This is a genomic window from Magnetovibrio sp. PR-2, from assembly GCF_036689815.1.
Taxonomy (GTDB): Bacteria; Pseudomonadota; Alphaproteobacteria; order Rhodospirillales; family Magnetovibrionaceae; genus Magnetovibrio.
Window position 1 is genome coordinate 1 of sequence record NZ_JBAHUR010000001.1, and the last position, 20,312, is coordinate 20,312.

16 protein-coding genes are annotated in these 20,312 nt (G+C 55.0%); 6 read left to right on the forward strand and 10 right to left on the reverse strand.

Going from position 1 to position 20,312, the window contains the following annotated elements:
- Both V5T82_RS00005 and V5T82_RS00010 read left to right on the forward strand, forming a co-directional pair.
- On the forward strand, positions 1-4,351 hold a 4,351-nt coding region (locus tag V5T82_RS00005; protein ID WP_332893520.1), incomplete at its 5' end, for a beta strand repeat-containing protein.
- 456 nt (positions 4,352-4,807) lie between these two features.
- A complete protein-coding gene (locus tag V5T82_RS00010) occupies positions 4,808-5,908 on the forward strand; it encodes an acyltransferase family protein (RefSeq protein WP_332893521.1) in 1,101 nt (366 codons plus the stop codon).
- Between the two features lie 4 nt (positions 5,909-5,912).
- Here V5T82_RS00010 and V5T82_RS00015 read toward each other — a convergent pair whose 3' ends face one another.
- Positions 5,913-7,082, reverse strand: a complete 1,170-nt coding sequence (locus V5T82_RS00015) for a glycosyltransferase family 9 protein (protein ID WP_332893522.1) — start codon at positions 7,080-7,082, stop codon at positions 5,913-5,915.
- 32 nt (positions 7,083-7,114) lie between these two features.
- On the opposite strand from V5T82_RS00015, the gene V5T82_RS00020 reads away from it, so the two are divergent.
- Both V5T82_RS00020 and V5T82_RS00025 read left to right on the forward strand, forming a co-directional pair.
- A complete protein-coding gene (locus V5T82_RS00020; protein WP_332893523.1) occupies positions 7,115-8,509 on the forward strand; it encodes a B12-binding domain-containing radical SAM protein in 1,395 nt (464 codons plus the stop codon).
- 240 nt (positions 8,510-8,749) lie between these two features.
- Positions 8,750-9,238 (forward strand): sulfurtransferase TusA family protein, encoded by a 489-nt coding sequence (locus tag V5T82_RS00025; protein ID WP_332893524.1) that lies wholly within the window; start codon positions 8,750-8,752, stop codon positions 9,236-9,238.
- 98 nt (positions 9,239-9,336) lie between these two features.
- On the opposite strand, the gene V5T82_RS00030 is transcribed toward V5T82_RS00025, so the two are convergent.
- Positions 9,337-11,748 (reverse strand): PAS domain S-box protein, encoded by a 2,412-nt coding sequence (locus V5T82_RS00030; RefSeq protein WP_332893525.1) that lies wholly within the window; start codon positions 11,746-11,748, stop codon positions 9,337-9,339.
- A gap of 10 nt (positions 11,749-11,758) precedes the next feature.
- A complete protein-coding gene (locus V5T82_RS00035; protein ID WP_332893526.1) occupies positions 11,759-12,547 on the reverse strand; it encodes a substrate-binding periplasmic protein in 789 nt (262 codons plus the stop codon).
- A gap of 303 nt (positions 12,548-12,850) precedes the next feature.
- Here V5T82_RS00035 and V5T82_RS00040 point away from each other — a divergent pair, with 303 nt between their 5' ends.
- Positions 12,851-13,318: an Hsp20 family protein gene (locus V5T82_RS00040; RefSeq protein WP_332893527.1), complete on the forward strand. Its 468-nt coding sequence runs from the start codon at positions 12,851-12,853 to the stop codon at positions 13,316-13,318.
- A gap of 91 nt (positions 13,319-13,409) precedes the next feature.
- The gene (locus tag V5T82_RS00045) at positions 13,410-13,661 is read left to right on the forward strand and encodes a DUF1150 family protein (RefSeq protein ID WP_332893528.1); all 252 of its coding nucleotides are present in this window, start codon (positions 13,410-13,412) and stop codon (positions 13,659-13,661) included.
- A gap of 142 nt (positions 13,662-13,803) precedes the next feature.
- On the opposite strand, the gene ptsN is transcribed toward V5T82_RS00045, so the two are convergent.
- From ptsN to V5T82_RS00080, 7 genes are all read right to left on the reverse strand, one after another.
- Complete coding sequence (gene ptsN / locus V5T82_RS00050; protein ID WP_332893529.1) at positions 13,804-14,268, reverse strand: PTS IIA-like nitrogen regulatory protein PtsN; 465 nt, start codon at positions 14,266-14,268, stop codon at positions 13,804-13,806.
- A gap of 38 nt (positions 14,269-14,306) precedes the next feature.
- Positions 14,307-14,879 (reverse strand): ribosome hibernation-promoting factor, HPF/YfiA family, encoded by a 573-nt coding sequence (gene hpf, locus V5T82_RS00055; RefSeq protein WP_332893530.1) that lies wholly within the window; start codon positions 14,877-14,879, stop codon positions 14,307-14,309.
- A 269-nt stretch (positions 14,880-15,148) separates the two neighbouring features.
- Positions 15,149-16,717, reverse strand: coding sequence for an RNA polymerase factor sigma-54 (rpoN, locus tag V5T82_RS00060; protein WP_332893531.1), 1,569 nt, complete (start codon positions 16,715-16,717; stop codon positions 15,149-15,151).
- A gap of 60 nt (positions 16,718-16,777) precedes the next feature.
- Positions 16,778-17,581, reverse strand: a complete 804-nt coding sequence (gene lptB / locus V5T82_RS00065; RefSeq protein WP_332893532.1) for an LPS export ABC transporter ATP-binding protein — start codon at positions 17,579-17,581, stop codon at positions 16,778-16,780.
- Between the two features lie 105 nt (positions 17,582-17,686).
- Positions 17,687-18,553, reverse strand: coding sequence for an LptA/OstA family protein (locus V5T82_RS00070; RefSeq protein ID WP_332893533.1), 867 nt, complete (start codon positions 18,551-18,553; stop codon positions 17,687-17,689).
- On the reverse strand, positions 18,550-19,317 hold the full coding sequence (gene lptC / locus V5T82_RS00075) for an LPS export ABC transporter periplasmic protein LptC (protein ID WP_332893534.1): 768 nt from the start codon (positions 19,315-19,317) through the stop codon (positions 18,550-18,552). The genes V5T82_RS00070 and lptC overlap by 4 nt, the downstream gene beginning before the upstream one ends.
- Complete coding sequence (locus V5T82_RS00080; protein ID WP_332893535.1) at positions 19,317-20,297, reverse strand: KpsF/GutQ family sugar-phosphate isomerase; 981 nt, start codon at positions 20,295-20,297, stop codon at positions 19,317-19,319. Before V5T82_RS00080 ends, lptC begins: the two co-directional genes overlap by 1 nt.
- Positions 20,298-20,312: the final 15 nt, after the last annotated feature.

The following is a 20,312-nucleotide window of genomic DNA, read 5'->3' on the forward strand; positions in this document are numbered from 1 at the left end:
TCAAGCCGAAGCGCAAACGGCGGTGCAACAAGCGCAACAAGCTCAACAGTTCAGTTCGCTTGCAAACACAGCCGCTGTTGCGCAAGAGCAGACTTTTCAAGAGGTCCAACAACAATCCGGCAACGCTGACAACGCCGATAATGCCGATACGGCAGATACAGCCGATACGACAGATGAGGGGCAAGGCGACGGTCAAGACGACGGCCAGGGCGATAACCAGGGCGATGGACAAGGTGACGGCCAGGGCGACGGCTTAGGAGACGGCCTCGGAGATGGTCAGGGCGACGGCCTCGGAGATGGCCAGGGCGACGGCCCCGGTGATGGCCTCGGTGATGGCCCCGGAGATGGCCAAGGCGATGGTGATTTCGAATTTGACACAGGATTTGGCACGGACACAGATTACGGTCCGGACACAGGAACCGGCACGGATACTGGGACAGACACGGGTACTGACACCGACACCGACACAGGTGGTGATGACGACGGTGGCGGAACCGACGATGACGATGGTGATGCACCGAACCAAGCGCCGACGGTGAATAGCGAAACGTTAGCCGCTGTGTTGGAGGATTCCGGCGCCTTTAACGGCATCGTGTCTGGCACAGACCCCGAAGGAGCATCATTGACCTATACGGCTGGCACGGCAACGGGTGGAACCGTTTCCATGACATCCGAGGGTCACTATACCTTCACACCCAATGCCAATTATTTTGGTACGGCGTCGTTCGATTTCACCGCGGATGACGGCAACAACACATCACCGCCAGCGACAGTGACCATTCCCATCACCAACGTCAATGATGACCCTGTCATCTCCGGCAGTCTGACGGATAGCTTGGCCGTGGGCGCATCATCGACCTTGGCACAATCCGATTTCGACGTTTCGGATGTAGACATCCCTGTGTCAACAACGGATAGCATCGACTACACGACATTGATCTTTACGCTTTCCGCCGTCGTAACTCATGGCACTATGAAGCTCAACGGCGTGAACCTGGATACATCAACCAATAAAACATTTACATACGCCGACGTGATCAGTGATCTTTTGGTCTATACCCATGACGGCACCAACAACACATCGGACTCGTTCCAGTTTACCTTGACGGATGGTACTTATACTTCAACCACCCAAACGTTTAGCTTTACGATTACAGACCCGGTTTCATGGACTGGTTCTGCGAACGGAAGCTGGGGTACAGCTGCGAACTGGAGCACCAGTTCCGTCCCCACAACCACCTCATCCGTGACGATTTCTTCTGCTGGACCTCTTTTATCCGCTGTTACAACGAGTGCCGCAAGTATCTCCATCGATTCTGCCGGCACGATGTCAGTGACAGGCAATTCATCCATCACAGCACCAACGATCAGCAATGCAGGGACAATCACTTACTCAGGATCGACGAGCTCGTCCAGCATCACAGGGGATGTGACCAATACCGGCTCGATCTACTTCTATCAGGGAAGTTCTGGACAATTTTCAACCGTGACAATCAACGGGGATCTGACCAACACATCCGGACAAAGCATTTACTTTGGTAATGATGGTTCCGGCAGTGCAAGTACTGGCGCTCACCGCACATTGCACGTCACAGGGACACTTTATAACTCCGGCACGTTCGTGATTGATGAGCCTTCGTCAACAACTTACACATCCACCTTGTATACCAGCACTGGATTCGAAAACTATTCAGGGGCAACACTCCAGTTTCAAAACACCAATGGAGGCGGCGCCGGGTTTTACATTTATGGAAACCTGACCAATGCCGGGACCATTGATGTCGACACAAATTCCTATATCCGGCTTCAAAACGCGACGTATGGACAGACCTTCACCAACACAGGCGATATTGATGTCGCATCGGGAAACACGCTGTATTTTACAGGTGGAGGTACCGGCACGGCGAATTTCAATGCGGGCACCACGTTCACTGGCACGGGCACACTTAATTTTTCCCAAGTGACGGCGAACTTTGCAGAAAGCCAAACGCTAACCGCATCCACACACACATGGACCGTGTCCAGCACCACCATCAATTTTGATTCGGGCACCAGTTTAAGCATCGGCAACACGGCATCATGGTCCACCTCTTCGTTCTCGGGCGCGGATAACTACACCGTTACGGGTACCGGAACCGTGAACTTCACCGCTGGTTCGTCCACCATTTCCGCGACGACCATTTCCAACGCAGGCACCATCAACATCACCGGCACCATCGCCAACTTCACAGGCACGATGACGAACTCTGGCACCATCAACTGGAGCGGCTACAGTTCATCCAGTCCATACACCGTCTCAACCGTGACCGGCAACCTGACCAACACCGGCACCATCAACTACGGTGTGGACACGGCCACCAATGGCTATCGCCAATTCAAGGTCACCGGAAACTATGACAACTCCGGCACGGTGGTTCTGGACGAAGTCGGCGCGGGCGGTCATTTTACCTACCTGGTCACGGGCGGGACGTTCACCAACCAAGTCGGCGCGACCCTGCGCACCCAGGACACCAACGGTGGCAACGGCTGGCGCTACATCGATGGCAACCTCACCAACGCGGGCACCCTTGATGCTCAATCTTACGGAACCGACATTCGTTTGGGCGGCTCTAAGACCTTCACCAACACCGGTACCATCAACGTCGCCAACGGTGTGACCCTGCAGTTGAACGGCTATAACGGTGACACCGCCACCACCGGCGGCGTGGTCAACTTGAACGCGGGCACCACATTTACCGGAACCGGCACGCTGAGCCTCTACAACGCCACGGTCAACTTCGCCGAAAGCCTGACCCTCACAAGTTCGACCGTCGGGCTGTCGACCTCGCAGGCCACCGTGAATTTTGCCACCGGAACATCACTCAGCCTCGGCGGAACGTCGAACACCTTCGGAGGTGGGACGATCAGCGGTGCGGACACGATCTCGGTGGTCAGTGGCGGCACACTCAACATCAACGCCAACACCAATACCCTTTCAGCGACGACCATTTCCAACGCGGGCACCATCAACATCACCGGCACCAACACCATCGCCAACTTCACAGGCACGATGACGAACTCTGGCACCATCAACTGGAGCGGCTACAGTTCATCCAGTCCATACACCGTCTCAACCGTGACCGGCAACCTGACCAACACCGGCACCATCAACTACGGTGTGGACACGGCCACCAATGGCTATCGCCAATTCAAGGTCACCGGAAACTATGACAACTCCGGCACGGTGGTGTTGGACGAAGTCGGCACGGCTAGCCATTGGACCAACCTGACCATTGGCGGGACGCTCACCAACCAATCGGGCGCGACCTTGCGCACGCAGGACACCAACGGTGGCAACGGCTGGCGCTACATCGAAACCACGAGCACGGTCAGCAACCAGGGCACTTTTGATTTCCAAGTGAACACTCAGTTCTTGCTGAACGGCACGATGAACAACTCTGGCCTGATCGACTTAGCTGCAGGGAAAAGTTACAACCTCTATGGCAACACATCATCGGCCATCAACAACCAAAGCACGGGTACAATTGATATTGACGGCACAATTAACTTAGGTGCCAACAACTACATATCAAACTCCGGGACTATCAGCGTCGGCGGTGCCGACACCATCGCCACCATGAGCGTGACCGGATCTCATTCCAGTCAAGTTGAGTTGCACAACTTAGCTGGCAGCACAACAAAACTCGACATTTCCAATACGGGTTCGCACGACACCATCACCGTCACGGGTGATGCGCATGTGGCGGGCACAATCGAGTTGAACTATGTTACCGGCCATTCCGTTTCCAGTGGGGATACCTATACCGTCTTAACGGCCACGACTGTGACCTCGGGTGTGATTAAAGGTATCAGCCATAACCTTGGCACTGATTGGGTTATCACATCAAACGCGAGCGGAACCAACTTTTCCCTCACCGCTTTGCAGGGTAATGAAATCAGTGGCTCGGCGGGTGTGGACTCACTCAGCGGAACTAACGGTATTATAGACATCCTGTTTGGCAAGAACGGCGCTGACACCTTAACGGGTGGCACTGGCGTAGATATCTTTCTCTATGATTCGTCATTCAATTCCCAGGTGGGTACAGGAGACACCATCACTGACTTCAACGCCCAAGACGAAGACATCATCCAACTTAAGCTGATGATGACCGGAGAATGGGATGGAAATATCTCCAGCTACACGGGGGCCGGAGCTACATTCACTAACACCGGCAACACGCAAATTGCCTTTAACGATACGTCCAAGTTGGTACAAGTCGATGCCAATGGCGATGGAACCGCCGATATGGATATTACGCTGACAGGTGTTTCCAGTGCAGACTTGGATGCGACGGACTTCACGTTCTTGTAATAATATTTTGAACTACAACTGATCCACTCTGGGCCACAAGTGGGCTTCAAAGCTCAATTCTTCATAGGTCCGTTAAACAGCAAAAAAGCTGACATATGTAGAAGCGACTGTGCCAAAACTGTGCCGCAACCAATCTGTTTCAGCCCTCTTCAATCCCTGTTATCCGTAAAATGGCACAACAGCGCCCGAACAATGCATTGATTTTACTAAGTTTCTGGTTCAAAATCACCCAATGGCATTGTAGAGGTCGTCAGTTCGATCCTGATCGGCTCCACCATATTAAAAGGCCACGTCGTGTTAGCGGCGGGGCCTTTTTTTCTTTCTCTTATGTCATCGCCTAATCAAAACCTGGACTGAACAACAGGCAGGGGCAAAATGGTCTTGAACAAAACGCGTTCTGTCTGCACAACTGTCATCCTGGCCATTCTTCATAAACCTGTCTGAAAGTCCCTCGTTGTGTACAGAACCTTAGAAGACGCTTTCAGCAAAGAGAACAACTTCGATCTGCTTCGCCTCATAGCGGCACTTTTGGTGCTGTATGGGCACAGCTTCATCATGGTCAAGTATAACGCCTACCCTGCCCCCTTCAGTGACTTGATGAATGCGCTCTCCCCGTGGAAAGACGATTGGGAAGACCTGGCCGTAAATATCTTTTTTGTCATCAGCGGATTCTTGATTACGGCGTCTTATCTTCAGAGCCAGAACTTCTTCAGTTTTCTGAAAAAGCGCATCATCCGGATTTATCCGGCCGCCGTTGTGTCCATCACCTTGTGCGTGGTTTTGCTCTATTTCACATCGGCTGTGCCATTCCAGGATTATTTTTTCTCTGACATGACGCGCGAGTTTTGGATTGATAACAGCACCATGCGCAAGACCCGTTATCACTTGCCCGGTGTGTTCGAAGAGGTTCGGGTGAGCCGGGTCATCAATGGGTCCCTTTGGACCTTGCCGCTTGAAGTCAAATGCTATCTGTACGTCGCTATTCTTGGACTGGTGGGTGCATTACGCCACCGCTGGGTTATGAACATTTTGGTCGGTGTGGTCGCGGTCAGCATCGCGGTTCCGGGCTGGTCAAACTGGATCGTCGGCGCACCGGATAAAATGCGGGTTTACAGCTTCTTTATCGCGGGTGCTGCGATTTATGCCAATCGCGACTTTATCCCCCTCGGTCGCTTGGGGTTGGCTCTATTTGCAGTGCTCTTCACCACGCTGGTTTTTTGGCCTGCCGAGATGCCGGGCGCGCATTTGTTGTACGTTATCACCATCAGCTACGCCGTCTTGGGCTTGGCCCTGTTCAAACCCTTGCGCGCCATCAACCTGCGCCCCATCGGCGACTGGTCGTATGGTGTTTATCTGTATGCTTTTCCCGTGCAACAAACCTTGGTTTGGGCCTATCCCAGTCTCACGGGTTGGGGACTTGTCATGGCCGCCACACCGCTTGTCTTGCTGTGCGGGGCCTTGTCATGGCATGGCGTTGAAAAGCATGCGTTGCGGTTGAAGACCGTTAAGCTCTTGCCCTCTGTGCAACTGCCGTTTAAGTGGCCGCTCAAGAAATAACCGGCTAGACCTTCAACAGCGTCTCATATTTGGCTTGAATGGCTTTGAACGCAAAGTCGGCGGTGGTGGCCTCTTGGCACAGGGTCGTTTCATGGATGCATTTCAAACGCTTGCCCTGTTCGATGTTGATACACGGCGAACAGCTGAGATTTTCGTGAAACACCAAATGCCCGCTCCCGGACGGGCCATACAGCGTTGGAGTTTCTGGACCAAAAAAGCCCACAACCGGCGTGCCTGTGGCCGCGGCAACATGCAGCGGGCCCGAATCGTTGCTGATCACCAACCGGGCCTCCCGACAGATTTGCGCCATGGAACAAAGATCCAACTCCCCCGCCGTATTGACGGCGCGGCCCCCTAACTCCAGAACTTGCGCGACCACGGCGTCGACATACGCGCGTTCGGAGGGGGCGCCGATGAAAACACAGGGCAATTCATAATGCTGGCTCAGCTTCTGGCCCAGCTCGGCAAAACGTTTTGGATACCAGCGCCGTTCAAACGCCAGTTCACCGGCGTTAACGTTGACAACGATGTAACGCGGCCCAACGTTATCGATGACAGCCTGCGCCTGTTCACTCAGCCCGTCGGGAATCGTGAGATGTGGCAAGACATCATCGTCGCTGTGATCGTATCCATAAGGTTCCAGCAAGCTCATAAAGTTTTTTGTCACATGCCAATAGCTGTTAAACGTCACCCGGTGGTTTTGTAATCCGCCGCGATAAATCCCGGCGGCATGATAGCCGATGCGTACCGGGGACCAGCTTGCCAAAGACACCACAGCCGATGCCCGGGTGTAAAATTCCATGTCGATCAAAACATCAAATCGTCCCCAATACGTGCGCCACAACGTGCCCACATAAGCCAGTACGGCTGAAAATAAATTGTTGCCCAAGTCCACATAATGCACCTGATCGACGTCTTCGATCATGCCCATGACCGGGCGATTGGACGAAAGCGTCAGCAAATGAATTTGGGCATTTGGAAAGCGTTTGCGGGCCTCGGCAAAGAACGGAGTCGCAATGACCAAGCTGCCGATGCCGAAAAACTTGACGACGAGCACCTTTTTGACATGATCGGGGTCCATGTCCCGCGGTTTCGGGATCAGTTTGGCCGGTCCGTGCAGCAGACCACACACCAGGGTGCCGAACAGTTTTTCCACATGCTGCAGCGACGCCAAGCTTACGCTTGTCCTCTTTCGAGGTTGATTAGATGAATTCGACACGCCGCGTTTTGCTCCTCAATCCGCCGGGACAAGAGACTTATATCCGGGATTATTACTGTAGCAAACTGTCTCGTACGGGCTACACCTTCCCGCCTGTGGATTTATTGCACGCGGGCGCCCAGTTTAAGTCTGCGGGCTGGCACGTGGACGCTGTTGACGCCATTGTTGAAAAGCTGTCTGTCGAACAAACGCTGAGCGCCGCCAAAGCCGTGAAACCTGACGTCATATTCATCCTGGTGGGCGCGGTCAGCGTGGACGAGGATGCTCAGTTTCTCAAGCTTTTGCGCCAAGACTTTGAGAACGTTACCCTCATCGGCAGCGGCGACGTGTTGCGCGAACACGCGCGCCAATGGATCGAAGCGGGCTTTGTCGACGCTGCCGCGCAGGATTTTTCCAGCCCATCCACCGTTCAATTCGCCGAAGGACAGCTGGACGGGCTTGAAGACATTGTCTACAGGGATGGAGACAATATCATCACAGCCCCCACCAGTTCCGGGAAATCCTTCGCCATTGGCCAACCGCCGCATGAACTCTTCAAAGCGCTGCCGTACCGCTTTCCGTTCGCCAGTCAAACGCCGTTTGCCAGTGTGCTCACGGATTATGGTTGCCCCTACCGCTGTTCCTTTTGCGTGATGGCGCAACTGCACTATCACGCCCGGCCTTTAGATGAGGTCGCCCAGGAAATCCAAAACTTGCAAGATTTGGGCATTCGGGAATTCGCGCTTTGGGACCAAACCTTTGCGGTTTCCAAGCCGCGCGCACAAGAGTTTCTCCAATTTTTGCCGGGTGGCAAAGACAAGATGGGCTGGACCTGCTTTACCCGACCCGACTGCATTGATGACGCACTTGCCCAGACCATGGCGGACAAAGGGTGTCATACGGTCATGATGGGCGTGGAAACCGCCAAGGCCGAAACCTTGGAGGCCATCAAAAAGGACTTTTCGACCCTGGAAATGAAGGCCGCTTTTTCCGCGTGCCGCAAGGCCGGTCTGGAAACCGTCGCCACGGCCATCGTCGGCCTGCCCGGCGAAACACAAGCCGACATCAATGCCACCATCGACTTCGTGCTGTATCTGGACCCGGATTATGTCTCCGTGCACACCGCCATTCCCCGTGCGGGAACCACATTGCGCCAACAAATGGTCAAGGACGGATTGGTCAGCGCGGAACTCGCCAACATGGATCAAAGCGGCGAAACCACCGTTTTGTCCAGCGACACCCTCAGCGCCGAAGATATCTTGCGCCTGCGCAAGCGCTTTAATCTGCGGTTTTATTTGCGCCCCAAATTTTTGGCCCGCACCGCATGGCGCAATCTCACACAGCCGCGCCGGTTGATCGAACACGCCCGCCAAGGCTGGACCTTAATTGCGCGCAACACGTAAAAGAACACCCGAAAATCCTACCTTTTTGTGTGGTATCGAAAAGTTGAACGCACCCAAAGGCCAGAATACGTTGAAAAACGAGTCCAGAACGCCCAGCTCTACAGACCCACACTAAAGTGTAGACAAATGCCCCTGTTTTGATTATGGTGCGCTGCAACAAAACGAGCTGCTAAGCCGCACGTGAGTTGTACACAGTGCCCTTCGCGAAGGACAGAGAACGAGAGAAAGCGGACCTCCCCCATGAATGCTGAAACTCTTCAAACTGCAACGGACGTTTCCACCTTGATCGACGTCAAAGGTGCGATGCTTCCAGTTCCCATTTTCGAACTCAATAAAGCGCTCAACCGCGCTTCGGACAATGACGTGTTCGCGGTCCAGGTCTCAGACAAAGACGCGGAGCCCAATTTCCGTGATTTCTGCCAAGGCACCGGCAACGTCTTCATCGGCGTTGAACGCTACGCCGATCACGATGTCTATTATGTGCAAAAGCGCACGGTGGAATGCAGCAGGTGTTCCAACATTCGCGCCGTGACCATGGGTATTGCCGTAGTGGGCGTGTTGACCTATACCGCGCCGCAAGTGTTGTTGCACAATCCGTCCGGATTAGTTCTGTTTATGTTTGCCGGAGCCCTGGCCGCAATTGCGCCGGTGTCCATCAATCTGTTTAAAGTGGCTAAGCGCGCCCTTAAGCGCAGCAACGTCACCATCCGTTTCGAAGCGGCGGAATAAGAAGCTCTTGTTTGAGGCTTTTGACAAGATGTCCCGGGCGCCCTCCTCCGATCAAGCGCCGCTGCACGTCACATGTGACCCGTTTTAGGTCCTTTTGATCAGTGCACCGTCGGGGTTTTCTTGTCTGCGTGATCGCCGGGCGTGGGTGCAATTTCCCCCTTCGCACCCGTGTCCGGGGATTGCGTTTTTGAGGCATCTGGCGCCACCGCTTCACCGGACGGCAAGACCGTGCGTTCCGGCGGGAAGCGCACCACCACCGTGGTCCCATGACCGATGCGCGAGCGAATGTCCAAATCACCGCCGTGGGATTCAATCAAACTTCTGGACAAGGGCAGACCCAGACCGGTGCCTTCGTACTTCCTAGACAGCTTGCTATCGACTTGTCCGAATTGCAGCAATGCCGTCTCTATACCTTTTTCATCCATACCGATCCCGGTGTCTTCAACCTCGAAACGCAGGCCCTGATCGGGACCTTGTAAGATGTTGAGGCTGACACGCCCGCCTTCCGGCGTGAACTTCACCGCGTTGGACAACAAATTCAACAAGACCTGCTTAATGCGCCGTTCGTCGCCGAGAAGGTTGGGGATATCCTTTTCCACGTGGTAGTCCAACTTCACCCGGTTTTTGTTGGCGCGGTGCTGAATCAGTTTGATGCAAGACACGGCGATTTGCTTGGCTTCCAAAACCTCGGGGCGCAAGGTGAGCTTGCCGGCCTCAATGGCGGAGACATCCAAAATGTCGTTGATCAGCTCCAGCAAATGTTGGCCACTGGCATGTATGTCGCGCATGTAATCGACGTATCGCTCATTACCCAACGGACCAAACACACCAGCCAGCATGGAATCGGAAAATCCGATGATCGCGTTCAACGGCGTGCGCAGCTCGTGGGACATGTTGGCCATCAGCTCAGACTTCGCGCGGCTGGCAAGTTGAGCTTGACGGGTGGCTTCACGCAACTGAATTTCAGCGCTTTTGCGCATGGTGATGTCTTCGTGGGTCGCCACATAGTGTGAGATTTCACCGTCTTGACCTTTTACAGGCGCGATGGTGGCATAGGCCCAAAATTCCGAGCCATCTTTACGGACGTCTTTGATTTCACCCCGCCATTCCCGGCCCGCCGTCACGGTATTCCAGATCGATTTGTGCACACTGCGCGGCGTGTCGGGAGCCTTCAAAAGGCGTGGATTTTCGCCGATCGCGTCCGCCCGGTTAAAGCCTGTGATCTCAATGAACTTGTCGTTGACGTATTCTATGACACCCTGTTCGTTGGTGATAAAGACCATGGACGGGCTTTGTTCCATAGCCGACGACAAAATGCGCAATTGGCTTTCGGCTTCGGCAATTTTTTCACGCGCTTCGATGACTTCGGTCACATCCGTGGTGACCCCGCGATACCCTTTGAATGCACCGGTTTCGTCGAATACCGGCTTACCACTGACCCGCAAGACGGAACGCCGACCATCGACCACCGTGCGCACATATTCAAATTCACGAAACGCGCGGCGGTTGTTCAAATCGTCTTCGTGGGCCGCCCATTTTTCCTTATCGTCCGCATCCGCCGCACAGTCGCGCCGGGTGCGACCCATCATTTCGATCGCTGGCTCACGGCCCGCACGATCTTCACCACGGGTGATGTAGGTGAATTTGAAGTCCGGACCCATTTCCCACATCCAGTCCGCACCCGCTTCGGCAAAGTCGCGCAAGCGGTGTTCGCTTTCGGCCAACTTTTGCTCAGCCGCTTTGCGCACTTCGATCTGGTTGGCAATGGCTTTGGTGCGTTCCAACACCCGGTCTTCCAGTTCGTTGTTGAGCAGGCGCAGGTCTTCGTAGGATTTAAATAGCTTACCTTGCATATCGTTGAGCGACGCTGCCAGCTGATCCAGCTCGTCTTGACTGGTGTCGGAACTGTGGCGGTCAAGCACGAGCTTTTGTTCCGGCAAGGTGAAATCGACCCGCCGGGCAAACGCGGCCATGACGTCCAAATGGCGCGTCAGCATCCAGTAGACCAAGGTGAACATAAACACCGCGACCAAGAACGTTTTGATGAAATTTGACGCCAAAATCAGCCACACCCGGTCCCAAGCGCGCTCATAGACGCCTTCCAGACTGGCGACCGCTTCCAATTCGCCGATTTTCAAATTGGTTCCGCGAAAGCTGTAGTGCAGCGGATAGACCTTGCGAATGAATTGTTTGTCAATGGGCTGGCCGGCCTGGGCCAAAACGCTCGACCCGTCGTCGCGCACGGCGGCGTAGCGGAAGTCGGGAAATTCAATGATGCCTTTGACCAGCAAATCCAAACGCCCGGTGTCCGATTCCCAAACGTTTTCGGCGACACTGTCCAGATAGCCGCGCTCCACTTGCAAAAAGCGGTCTTGAATGGCGTGTGTGTCCCGACCATATTCCGACCACAGCTGCACCCCCGTTGTGATCAACGTGATCAAGGAACTGAACAAAACCAAGGCTTTGATCAGCTTCCAGGCAATCCGGTTTGGGTGCAACAGGTCGTACATCACTCACGCATCATTTCGACGTGCCTTTTGTAGGCACAAGCGGCATCAGACTTTCTTGGACTATTCTTTCATAAGTGCCGTCTTGTTTCATCTCTTTCAAGGCGTTGGCCATTTTTACCGCCAGATCCGCATGTTTTTTATGGACATGCATGTACATCGGCACGGCGGCCAAAGGTGGTTCGTGCGCTGTCACCTTCAAACGCGTATCATGCGCCGTTTGCAGGCCTTGCCAGCGTTCGTAGAGGGCAACATCTACGCGACGTTTATCGAGCATTTCAAACAGTTGGTGGGGCGTGCTGACCTTGTGTTCTTCGATGTTGTCGGGAACGTTGTTTTCAAAAACCACCCAGCCGTTGATGTAACCCACGGTCAGGCCCTTGAGATCAGCCCAAGTTTTCACGTCGAATTTCGGATCCAGACCCCGCGAGTAAGCGACAAAGTCATTATCAATCAACACTTCGTCGACCCGGACTAAATTGGGAAATCGTTTGCCGATGTCGCGAATGCGCATGGCTACGCCATCGTCAATGCCCTCGTTTGCATTGATCAAGGCCCGCGCAGAGGCTTTGTAATGTTCCACCCGACCTTTGAGGCCAAGCCGTTTAAAGACCTCGGCGACGATCCGGTCTTGAAAACCAGTCCGTTCAGCCGTGGTGTAGGGTTCCGCCGTACTGGTGTTGAGGATGTAGACCTTGTCTTGACTGTAACCCGGCGCAAAAGCCGCACCTGCGGCCCAAAAGACCACACTCAAAACCATTATACGTACACGGCGTAGACGCACCTTCGCGATGTTATTCACTCACATAATCCCCCGATTACGGCCCAATACAGGCCTTCACACACAGGTCACTATCTCACTAAATTGGAACGATTTCAATCGGACTGGGATGCGCGATAACTTAACCGTACACCTTGCAAAGCGTTTCACAATTGTGAGCGTTGACAGGTCTTGTTCACAAGCCCACATTATTCCCACTGGAAACGGTGCCGTTTGGGCCGAAACCAGGGCGCCCACTGGGGGCCAGCAGCCGTCGGGGGTCTTGATCCGTATCAAACACCAACCCGCGCGCGCACTCGCTTAAGATCAGAGGAGTTTGCGACCATGTCCCGTAACATTGCCTTCAACAGCCCGTTTTTATTGGGGTTTGAGCACTTGGAACAGATGCTCGATCGCGCCGCCAAAGCGTCCAACGAAGGCTATCCGCCTTACAACATCGAACAAATGGCTGAAAACAAACTGCGCATCACGCTGGCGGTCGCAGGTTTCACCATGAACGATCTGGCTGTTACTGTGGAAGACAATCAACTGGTTGTGCGCGGACGCCCTTGTGAAGACGACAAAGAGCGGATCTATCTGCACCGCGGCATCGGCAAACGCCAATTCCAACGCAGTTTCGTTTTGGCCGAAGGCATCGAAATCAACGGTGCACAGTTGGACAACGGCTTGTTGCATGTAGATTTGGAACGCCCCATCCATGAACCCGAAGTGCGCACCATCAAAATCGACGGCGGCACTAAAGACGCGGCTGACAATGCCAAGACCATCGAGGTTGACTCCGACCCCGCGTAAACGCCCGGGAAATCGATTTTCGGCTCTTAACCGTTACTTAGGGAAAAGAGCGTCTACTGGTTAAACCTGGGCAACTACGGAGCATGGACAAATGAACCGCAATCCGAGCCAAACCTACTCTGCACAAGAAATCGATTGGGGCCAAAACTGGTCCACACAGTTTGATCTGGCCTCTTGGGGCATCGAAGACGTTGCTTACGTCAAACCTGTGCTCGACGACGAAGGCGAAGACGTTTACGGCATTTTTGCCGCTGACGGTACAGAACTGACAACGGTGGACAACCGCGATGAAGCCATCGTGACGGTGCGCCAAAACGAATTGGAAGCCATGAGCGTTCATTAGAGTGCTCACGCGCGCTTTGAGACGTCCATCCATGATGTGTGCCCAAAACGCACACAGAAAAAAGGCATGTGCCCGAAAGCACATGCCTTAGTTTTTGGGGCCCCCGCTTAAGCGAGAGCCTCCCCCGAAAGGGTCAAATTCTCTACGCCGCCTGCGATGCACTGGACTGCGTCAGTAAAGCATACAACGCTTCGGCGTCTTCTGTCCCGCGTAACTTTTCACAAACGCCAGCGTCGCGCAACAACCGCGATACGCGGGCGAGTGCTTTTAAGTGATCCGCGCCAGCCGTTTCCGGGGCCAACAATAAGAACACCAAGTCCACCGGCTGTTCGTCAATGGCATGAAAATCAATTGGCGTTTCCAAACGCGCGAACAAACCATAGAGACGGTCCAAGGTCGCCAACTTGCCGTGGGGGATGGCGATGCCATTGCCCACGCCCGTGGTGCCCAAACGTTCGCGCTCCATCAAAACATCGAAGATCGCGCGTTCGTGTTGACCGGTAACATCGGCTGCACGTTTGGACAGTTCCTGGAGCGCTTGTTTCTTGCTGGACACCTTCAAATTGGCGTCCAAGCCTTCCAGCGTGATCAGGTCACTGATTTCCATACTCGATTCCTTCAAGCCCGTGAGCGTCAATCAGACGCTTAGCCTGCGGCTTCGCCCGTTTGCGGGTCGATCCAGCCCACGTTGCCGTCCTTGCGACGATAAACAATGTTCAGACCGCCGTGCCCGCCGTTTTTGAACATAACAACCGGCAGGTTGCCCAAGTCCAGGCGCATGACAGCTTCGCTGACGCTCATGGTGGTGATTTCGTGCGGCATTTCCGCAACGATCATCGGATGATGCTCTTCGTGGACTTCTTCTTCCTCGGTTTGACCCAGGATGGAATAAGCCGCCGTGGTGACGTCTTGCGTCGGCGTGGCATGGTGGTTCACCAGCTTGCGATGGTAGCGGCGCAATTGCTTGGAAATACGCTCCAACGCCGTATCCAAAGCGGGATACGCATCGCCAGCTTCGCCCTGACCATGCACGTTCACACCGCGACCGGCGTGCACCGTGATGTCGGCGTGAAAGCCTGAGTTGACTTTGGAGAAAACAACCGTGGCATCCAGGGCCCGGTCGAAATATTTGCTAACGGCGGTGGAGAGGGCATCTTCGGTGTGGGTGCGAAGTGCATCGCCCACGTCCATCTGTTTCCCCTTAACGGTGATGTCCATTGAAAAGCAGATCCTTAAAGCTTCTTTTTCGGGGTATGGGCAAGCGCCGTATTCAACGCACCCGCCCACGACCAATTCGTTTAATTCTTCCGCAGATCCAAGCCCGGTGGCTTGAAACAGGTGACCGTAATCGGCCCGGGCTTACATTGCTGCAAATTCCCGAAGAGGTCCGGAAATTAGTTCTCTCGTCCGGGGAAGTCAAGGGTGGAGTGGGCCCGCACCTGTTCGCCCGCAAAACCGAGCAAATCATGCCCCGGCCTTAAGCCCGGCTAAAGGCGGGATGATTTTTCCCGACGGCGCTGCACGGATGAAGGAATTCCCAACGAATCTCGGTACTTAGCAACAGTGCGGCGGGCCACTTCCATGCCTTCTGCCTTCAACAGGGTCACAATTTTATCGTCTGACAGGACTTTTTTCGGATCCTCAGCATCAACCAAATCCTTGATGCGTTGGCGCACCGCTTCGGATGAATGGCCGTCGCCCCCGCCCGAACCGCCGACCGAAGAGGTAAAGAAGTATTTGAGTTCGAAGATACCCCGGGGCGTCGCAATGTACTTGTTCGACGTCACACGCGACACCGTGCTTTCGTGCATTTCGATCACGTCCGCAATGTCGCGCAGCACCAAAGGCTTCAAGGCCGACACACCGTGGCGGAAAAAGCCGTCTTGCTGGCGCACCAACTCGGAGGCCACCTTCATGATGGTTGTGGCGCGCTGGTGCAAGGACTTCACCAGCCAATTCGCGGTTTGCAAGCAGTCTTGGATGTAGCGCTTATCGTCAGCGGACTTGGTGTTTTTGGTGATTTCGGCGTAGTACGTGTTGTTGACCAACACGCGCGGCAAGGTTTCGGTGTTCAATTCGACGATCCAGCCGCCATCCGGCCCCGGGCGCATCAACACATCGGGGATCACAGGCTGGGCCACGTCGTGATTAAACGCGCGGCCCGGGCGCGGATCCAAGGCGCGGATTTCAACAACCATGTCTTGGATGTCTTCTTCATCAACGGAGCAGACCTTCATCAAACCTTTGAGGTCGCGCTTGGCCAACAGATCCAAGTTGTCCAAAAACGTTTGCATAATGGGGTCCAAACGGCCTTGTTCTTTCAGCTGCAGGGCCAAACATTCGGCCAAGTCGCGCGCGAACATGCCGGCGGGCTCGACCGTTTGCAAAACGCCCAAGACCGCATCGACGTCTTCGATTTCACAGCCTAAGCGATCGCACAGCTCATCTAGCGATCCCTGCACATAACCGGCCTCATCCAACATGTCGATCAGGTGCGCGCCGATGAGCTTGTCCATGGGCGTGACCACCAGAAACCCCAGCTCGCCCAGCAAGTGCTCGCGCATGGACTCTTCGTCCGCCAAAGTCTGCTCGATCCCCGGCAGGTCTTCGCCATAAGACGTGCTGCCGCCCGAGTTGGAAGAGGTATAACTGTCCCCCCCTGCATCCGGAGCAGGCTGGATAGCTGCATCACCGGGCGTATCGGAGCTCCAGTCATTGTCGACTTCGGTATCCATGGACTGGCCGCCGTCAATGTTTTCCCCCGTCTCGCTACTACGTGTCAGAGTTTCGGCAGTGTCCGCAGTTTGCTGTTGAACGACTTCATTGTCCGGTAGTGCGTCAGACGCCACTTCGTTGACCCCTTCGTCACGCACTTCGCCAGCCTCACCCTGGCCCGGTTCGGCCCGCTCCAGCAGGGGGTTTTGTTCCAATTCTTGTTCCACATACGCGGTCAACTCGATGTTGGTCAGCTGCAGCAGCTTAATCGCCTGCTGAAGCTGCGGCGTCATCACCAAAGACTGAGATTGACGAAGATCAAGGCGGGGGCTCAGAACCATGTTCAAAGCTCCTCAACGCATTGTATGTGGGGGGAAAGACAGGTCATATCAGCCCAGAGCTTACAAACTAAAGCTGTCGCCCAGGTAAACCCGGCGCACATCGGCGTTGCCGACAATATCGTCGGGTTTGCCTTCCATCAGCATCAAGCCGTTGTGGATGATGTAGGCCCGGTCGATAACGTCCAAGGTCTCACGCACATTGTGATCCGTAATCAGCACGCCAATGCCGCGATCCTTCAGGTGACCAACCAGGTCGCGAATGTCGCCGACCGCAATGGGATCAATCCCGGCAAATGGCTCATCCAGCAGCACGAAGTGCGGGTTGGACGCCAGACAACGCGCAATTTCGACGCGGCGGCGCTCACCACCCGACAACGCCAAAGACGGCGTGCGGCGCAGGTGCGTAATGGAAAATTCAGCCAACAAACTGTCCAGCATGGCTTCGCGGGCATCGCGTTTGGGTTCCACCACCTCCAAGACGGCGCGGATGTTTTCTTCAACGCTCAGACCGCGAAAGATCGACGCTTCTTGCGGCAAGTAGCCGATGCCCATGCGCGCACGGCGATACATGGGCAGGTTGGTGATTTCTTCGCCATCCAACACAATGCGGCCGTAATCGGGCTGCACCAGACCGGTGATCATGTAAAAACATGTGGTTTTGCCCGCACCGTTGGGGCCCAACAGACCCACCGCTTCACCGCGCTGAATGGTCATGGACACATCGTTGACCACGGGGCGCTTTTTATAACGCTTGCCCAAGGTTTGCGCCACAAGACCGCGCTGAGGCGTATCGGCGGCGTCGGAAACCACCTTCAGGCCAGACTTGGCCTTTTGCGCTGTTTTGGTGGGACGGGATTGGTCCATGCTCACTCTTGCGTCCTTTTGTACCCTCAACAGGGTGGCGTTTTTCGCCGTTGACACTGTCGTCACGGCCCATGTGTTCAAGTCAGCCTAAACGCAGTGTGTGGTTTATTTTTTATCCTTCGGTGACAGAACACCATGGATGCGGCCCGGTGCGGATTTTGTGGCCCCGCCGGGTTGCCTTTGGGTTGTCCCCTTCACCGCAGCCCCTTCACAACTGTTCAGGCGGCTGATCCCGGTGTTGAGATCAATATCGGCGCTGCACCCGTTCACTTGAGAGCTGCCGCGCTTAATTCTAACCGATCCCGTCAAGCGAGCAAGACCAGTTGGCACATTATATGCACCGCGATCAGAAAATACCTGTTCGCGTGCCGTGTCAATGCGCACGTTATCAAAAGCTTCAATAAGTTGAACCTGGGTCTTGCCGTCTTTGCCCTTTTCAAAGTGTGCCGTTAAGACGTCTGCACGGATACGTTTGTCGGTGCGTGCCGCTTGTGCGCCACCGCGCGCCACGGCCAAATTGCGCTGGTCCCAAAACTCCAACTGGCCCTTGGCAATGATCACATCGCCGCCGGAAATCAGCTTCACCGGGTTGCCGTCTTTGAGCACCACCACCGCGCGATCCACATCATACACCGCGTGCCCACCCGTTGCGATGCGTCCGGGCGAGCGGATCTGCACATTGCCGATCGCGTCCAAGCGAATAATCTCGCTGCCGTTGTCACCGCCTTCGCGATAGTAAGCCCGCATTTCATCGGCATCGATGGTCATATTGCCTTGGGTCGCTTTCGCCGGACCTGAGGCGATGAACAGCTGTTGCTCTTGGCGCCATTCGATGCCGCCCGAGGCATCGATGCTGATGGGTTGATCGTTTGAACCGTTCGACAAGTTCAGGCCCTGGGCTGAAACTTGGTCGGTGAACAAGGCCCCACTGATGCAGGCCAAAGCTAAAATCCGTGTGAACACACGCATCATTTTGATGCTCCACTATCTCGATCACCGCCCCGTTTGGCTTGGGACGGATACAAAACCAATTGGGCCGGACCCGTAAAGTGGATCACATTGCCCTTTTCTAAAAGTTGAAGACCCCGGGACGTCAATTCCCCGAACGGGCCGTGACCCGCCACAGGCGTTTCACTGAGCGCCGTGGATTTTCGCAAGTCGACGTTCAGCTCTTGGGTGGATATTTCATAGCCGGTGTCGTGAAACAGGTTCACCGTGCCTTCCAATTCAAGCCGCTGGCGATTTTCGAAAAAGCGACCGTTATCAGCTGTCAGTACCAACCAAGTGCCATCGTCCAGGGTCAGATCGGCTTTGGGCATTTCCATGCGGACCAAACCATCCAGGGACGTATCGATGCGGGCCAAATCCGCTGTGATGGAATAGGGTTGGCGGTTATCGTCCGTGCCCATAAAGCGCGCGTTGTCCACGCCCGGCTCCGTTGTGCCGGACAAGCGCACCGACGAAAAACCGATGCGGAAGGTATCTTCACCCTTAAGCTGCGGCCACACCACGATCAACGCAACCAGACCCAGTGCCAAAAACGGCAACAGCAGTTTCATCAGGCGCACGAAACGGGAATACCCCCCGCTGCCCCCCATACGCCGGCGATGTTCTTGCGCCGCACGGTAGGCATCGTCATCGCCGCCGACCAAATTGGACGCCAAAGGCGCCGCCTTGCCCCCCGCACCATAGGCGGTGGCGGGCGATTTATCCTGAGTGCCGGGGCCGTTCACCATTAGGCTACACCTGCACGCAAACAATCGTGAATGTGCAAAATGCCTGCGGGCTTGCCGTCTTCCACGCAAAACAGGGCCGTGATCTTACGTTCGTTCATAATCGCCAGCGCTTCACTGGCGATTTGGGACGGCTGAACCGTGACGCAGCCTTCGGTCATCACGTCCTGGGCGGTCTGGTTGATCAAATCCGAGCTCATATGACGGCGCAAGTCGCCATCCGTGATAATCCCGGCCAAGCCGCCGTCGGCGTTTTTCACACCGACAACACCAAAACTTTTTTGTGTCATAACAATCAAAGCATCCGACATGGGCGTCGCCATATCGATCAAGGGCACTTGGTCGCCCGCGTGCATCAAATCAGCGACTTTGAGCAGGCGTTGACCCAGTTTTCCACCGGGATGGTATTTTTGAAAGTCTTGAGCCGTAAAGCCTTTGCGATCCAACAAACACACCGCCAACGCATCCCCCAAAGCCAACATCTGGGTGGTCGAGGTCGTCGGTGCCAAACCAATGGAGCACGCTTCGGGGCTGTTGGGCGGCACCAAAGCCACATCGGACGCTTCGGCCAAAGTCGAGCCGGCGCCCCGGGTCATGCCGATCAGACCGATGCGATGGCGGCGGGTAAAGGCGATGATGTCACTGAGCTCTGACGTTTCACCGGAATTGGACAAGGCAATAACCACATCGTCGGTCTGAATCATGCCAAGATCACCGTGGCTGGCTTCGCCGGGGTGGACAAAAAAAGCAGGCTGTCCTGTGGACGCCATAGTCGCCGCGATTTTGTTGCCCACATGGCCGCTTTTGCCCATGCCGGTAACGACCACGCGCCCGGTGGCTTGATCAATCAAATCCAACGCGGCAATGAACGGACCGTCTAAGCTATCGGCCAAAGCTTCAAGGGCTACGGCCTCAGTCTTCAGAACATCCCGCGCCGCTTGCAAATCGTTCGGCGCTTGGGTCTTGGTGTTGGTTTGCGCCATTTGCGGCGTGCTCCC

Excerpts from the sequence above, each read along its gene's own strand:
- V5T82_RS00030 (WP_332893525.1), bottom strand. The coding sequence starts at position 11,748 with ATGTACGACCTGTTGCACCCAAACCGGATTGCCTGGAAGCTGATCAAA.
- rpoN (WP_332893531.1), bottom strand. The coding sequence starts at position 16,717 with ATGGTTCTGAGCCCCCGCCTTGATCTTCGTCAATCTCAGTCTTTGGTG.
- V5T82_RS00070 (WP_332893533.1), bottom strand. The coding sequence starts at position 18,553 with ATGATGCGTGTGTTCACACGGATTTTAGCTTTGGCCTGCATCAGTGGG.
- lptB (WP_332893532.1), bottom strand. The coding sequence starts at position 17,581 with ATGGACCAATCCCGTCCCACCAAAACAGCGCAAAAGGCCAAGTCTGGC.
- V5T82_RS00045 (WP_332893528.1), top strand. The coding sequence starts at position 13,410 with ATGAACCGCAATCCGAGCCAAACCTACTCTGCACAAGAAATCGATTGG.
- V5T82_RS00020 (WP_332893523.1), top strand. The coding sequence starts at position 7,115 with ATGAATTCGACACGCCGCGTTTTGCTCCTCAATCCGCCGGGACAAGAG.
- hpf (WP_332893530.1), bottom strand. The coding sequence starts at position 14,879 with ATGGACATCACCGTTAAGGGGAAACAGATGGACGTGGGCGATGCACTT.
- V5T82_RS00040 (WP_332893527.1), top strand. The coding sequence starts at position 12,851 with ATGTCCCGTAACATTGCCTTCAACAGCCCGTTTTTATTGGGGTTTGAG.
- ptsN (WP_332893529.1), bottom strand. The coding sequence starts at position 14,268 with ATGGAAATCAGTGACCTGATCACGCTGGAAGGCTTGGACGCCAATTTG.
- V5T82_RS00025 (WP_332893524.1), top strand. The coding sequence starts at position 8,750 with ATGAATGCTGAAACTCTTCAAACTGCAACGGACGTTTCCACCTTGATC.
- V5T82_RS00080 (WP_332893535.1), bottom strand. The coding sequence starts at position 20,297 with ATGGCGCAAACCAACACCAAGACCCAAGCGCCGAACGATTTGCAAGCG.
- lptC (WP_332893534.1), bottom strand. The coding sequence starts at position 19,317 with ATGGTGAACGGCCCCGGCACTCAGGATAAATCGCCCGCCACCGCCTAT.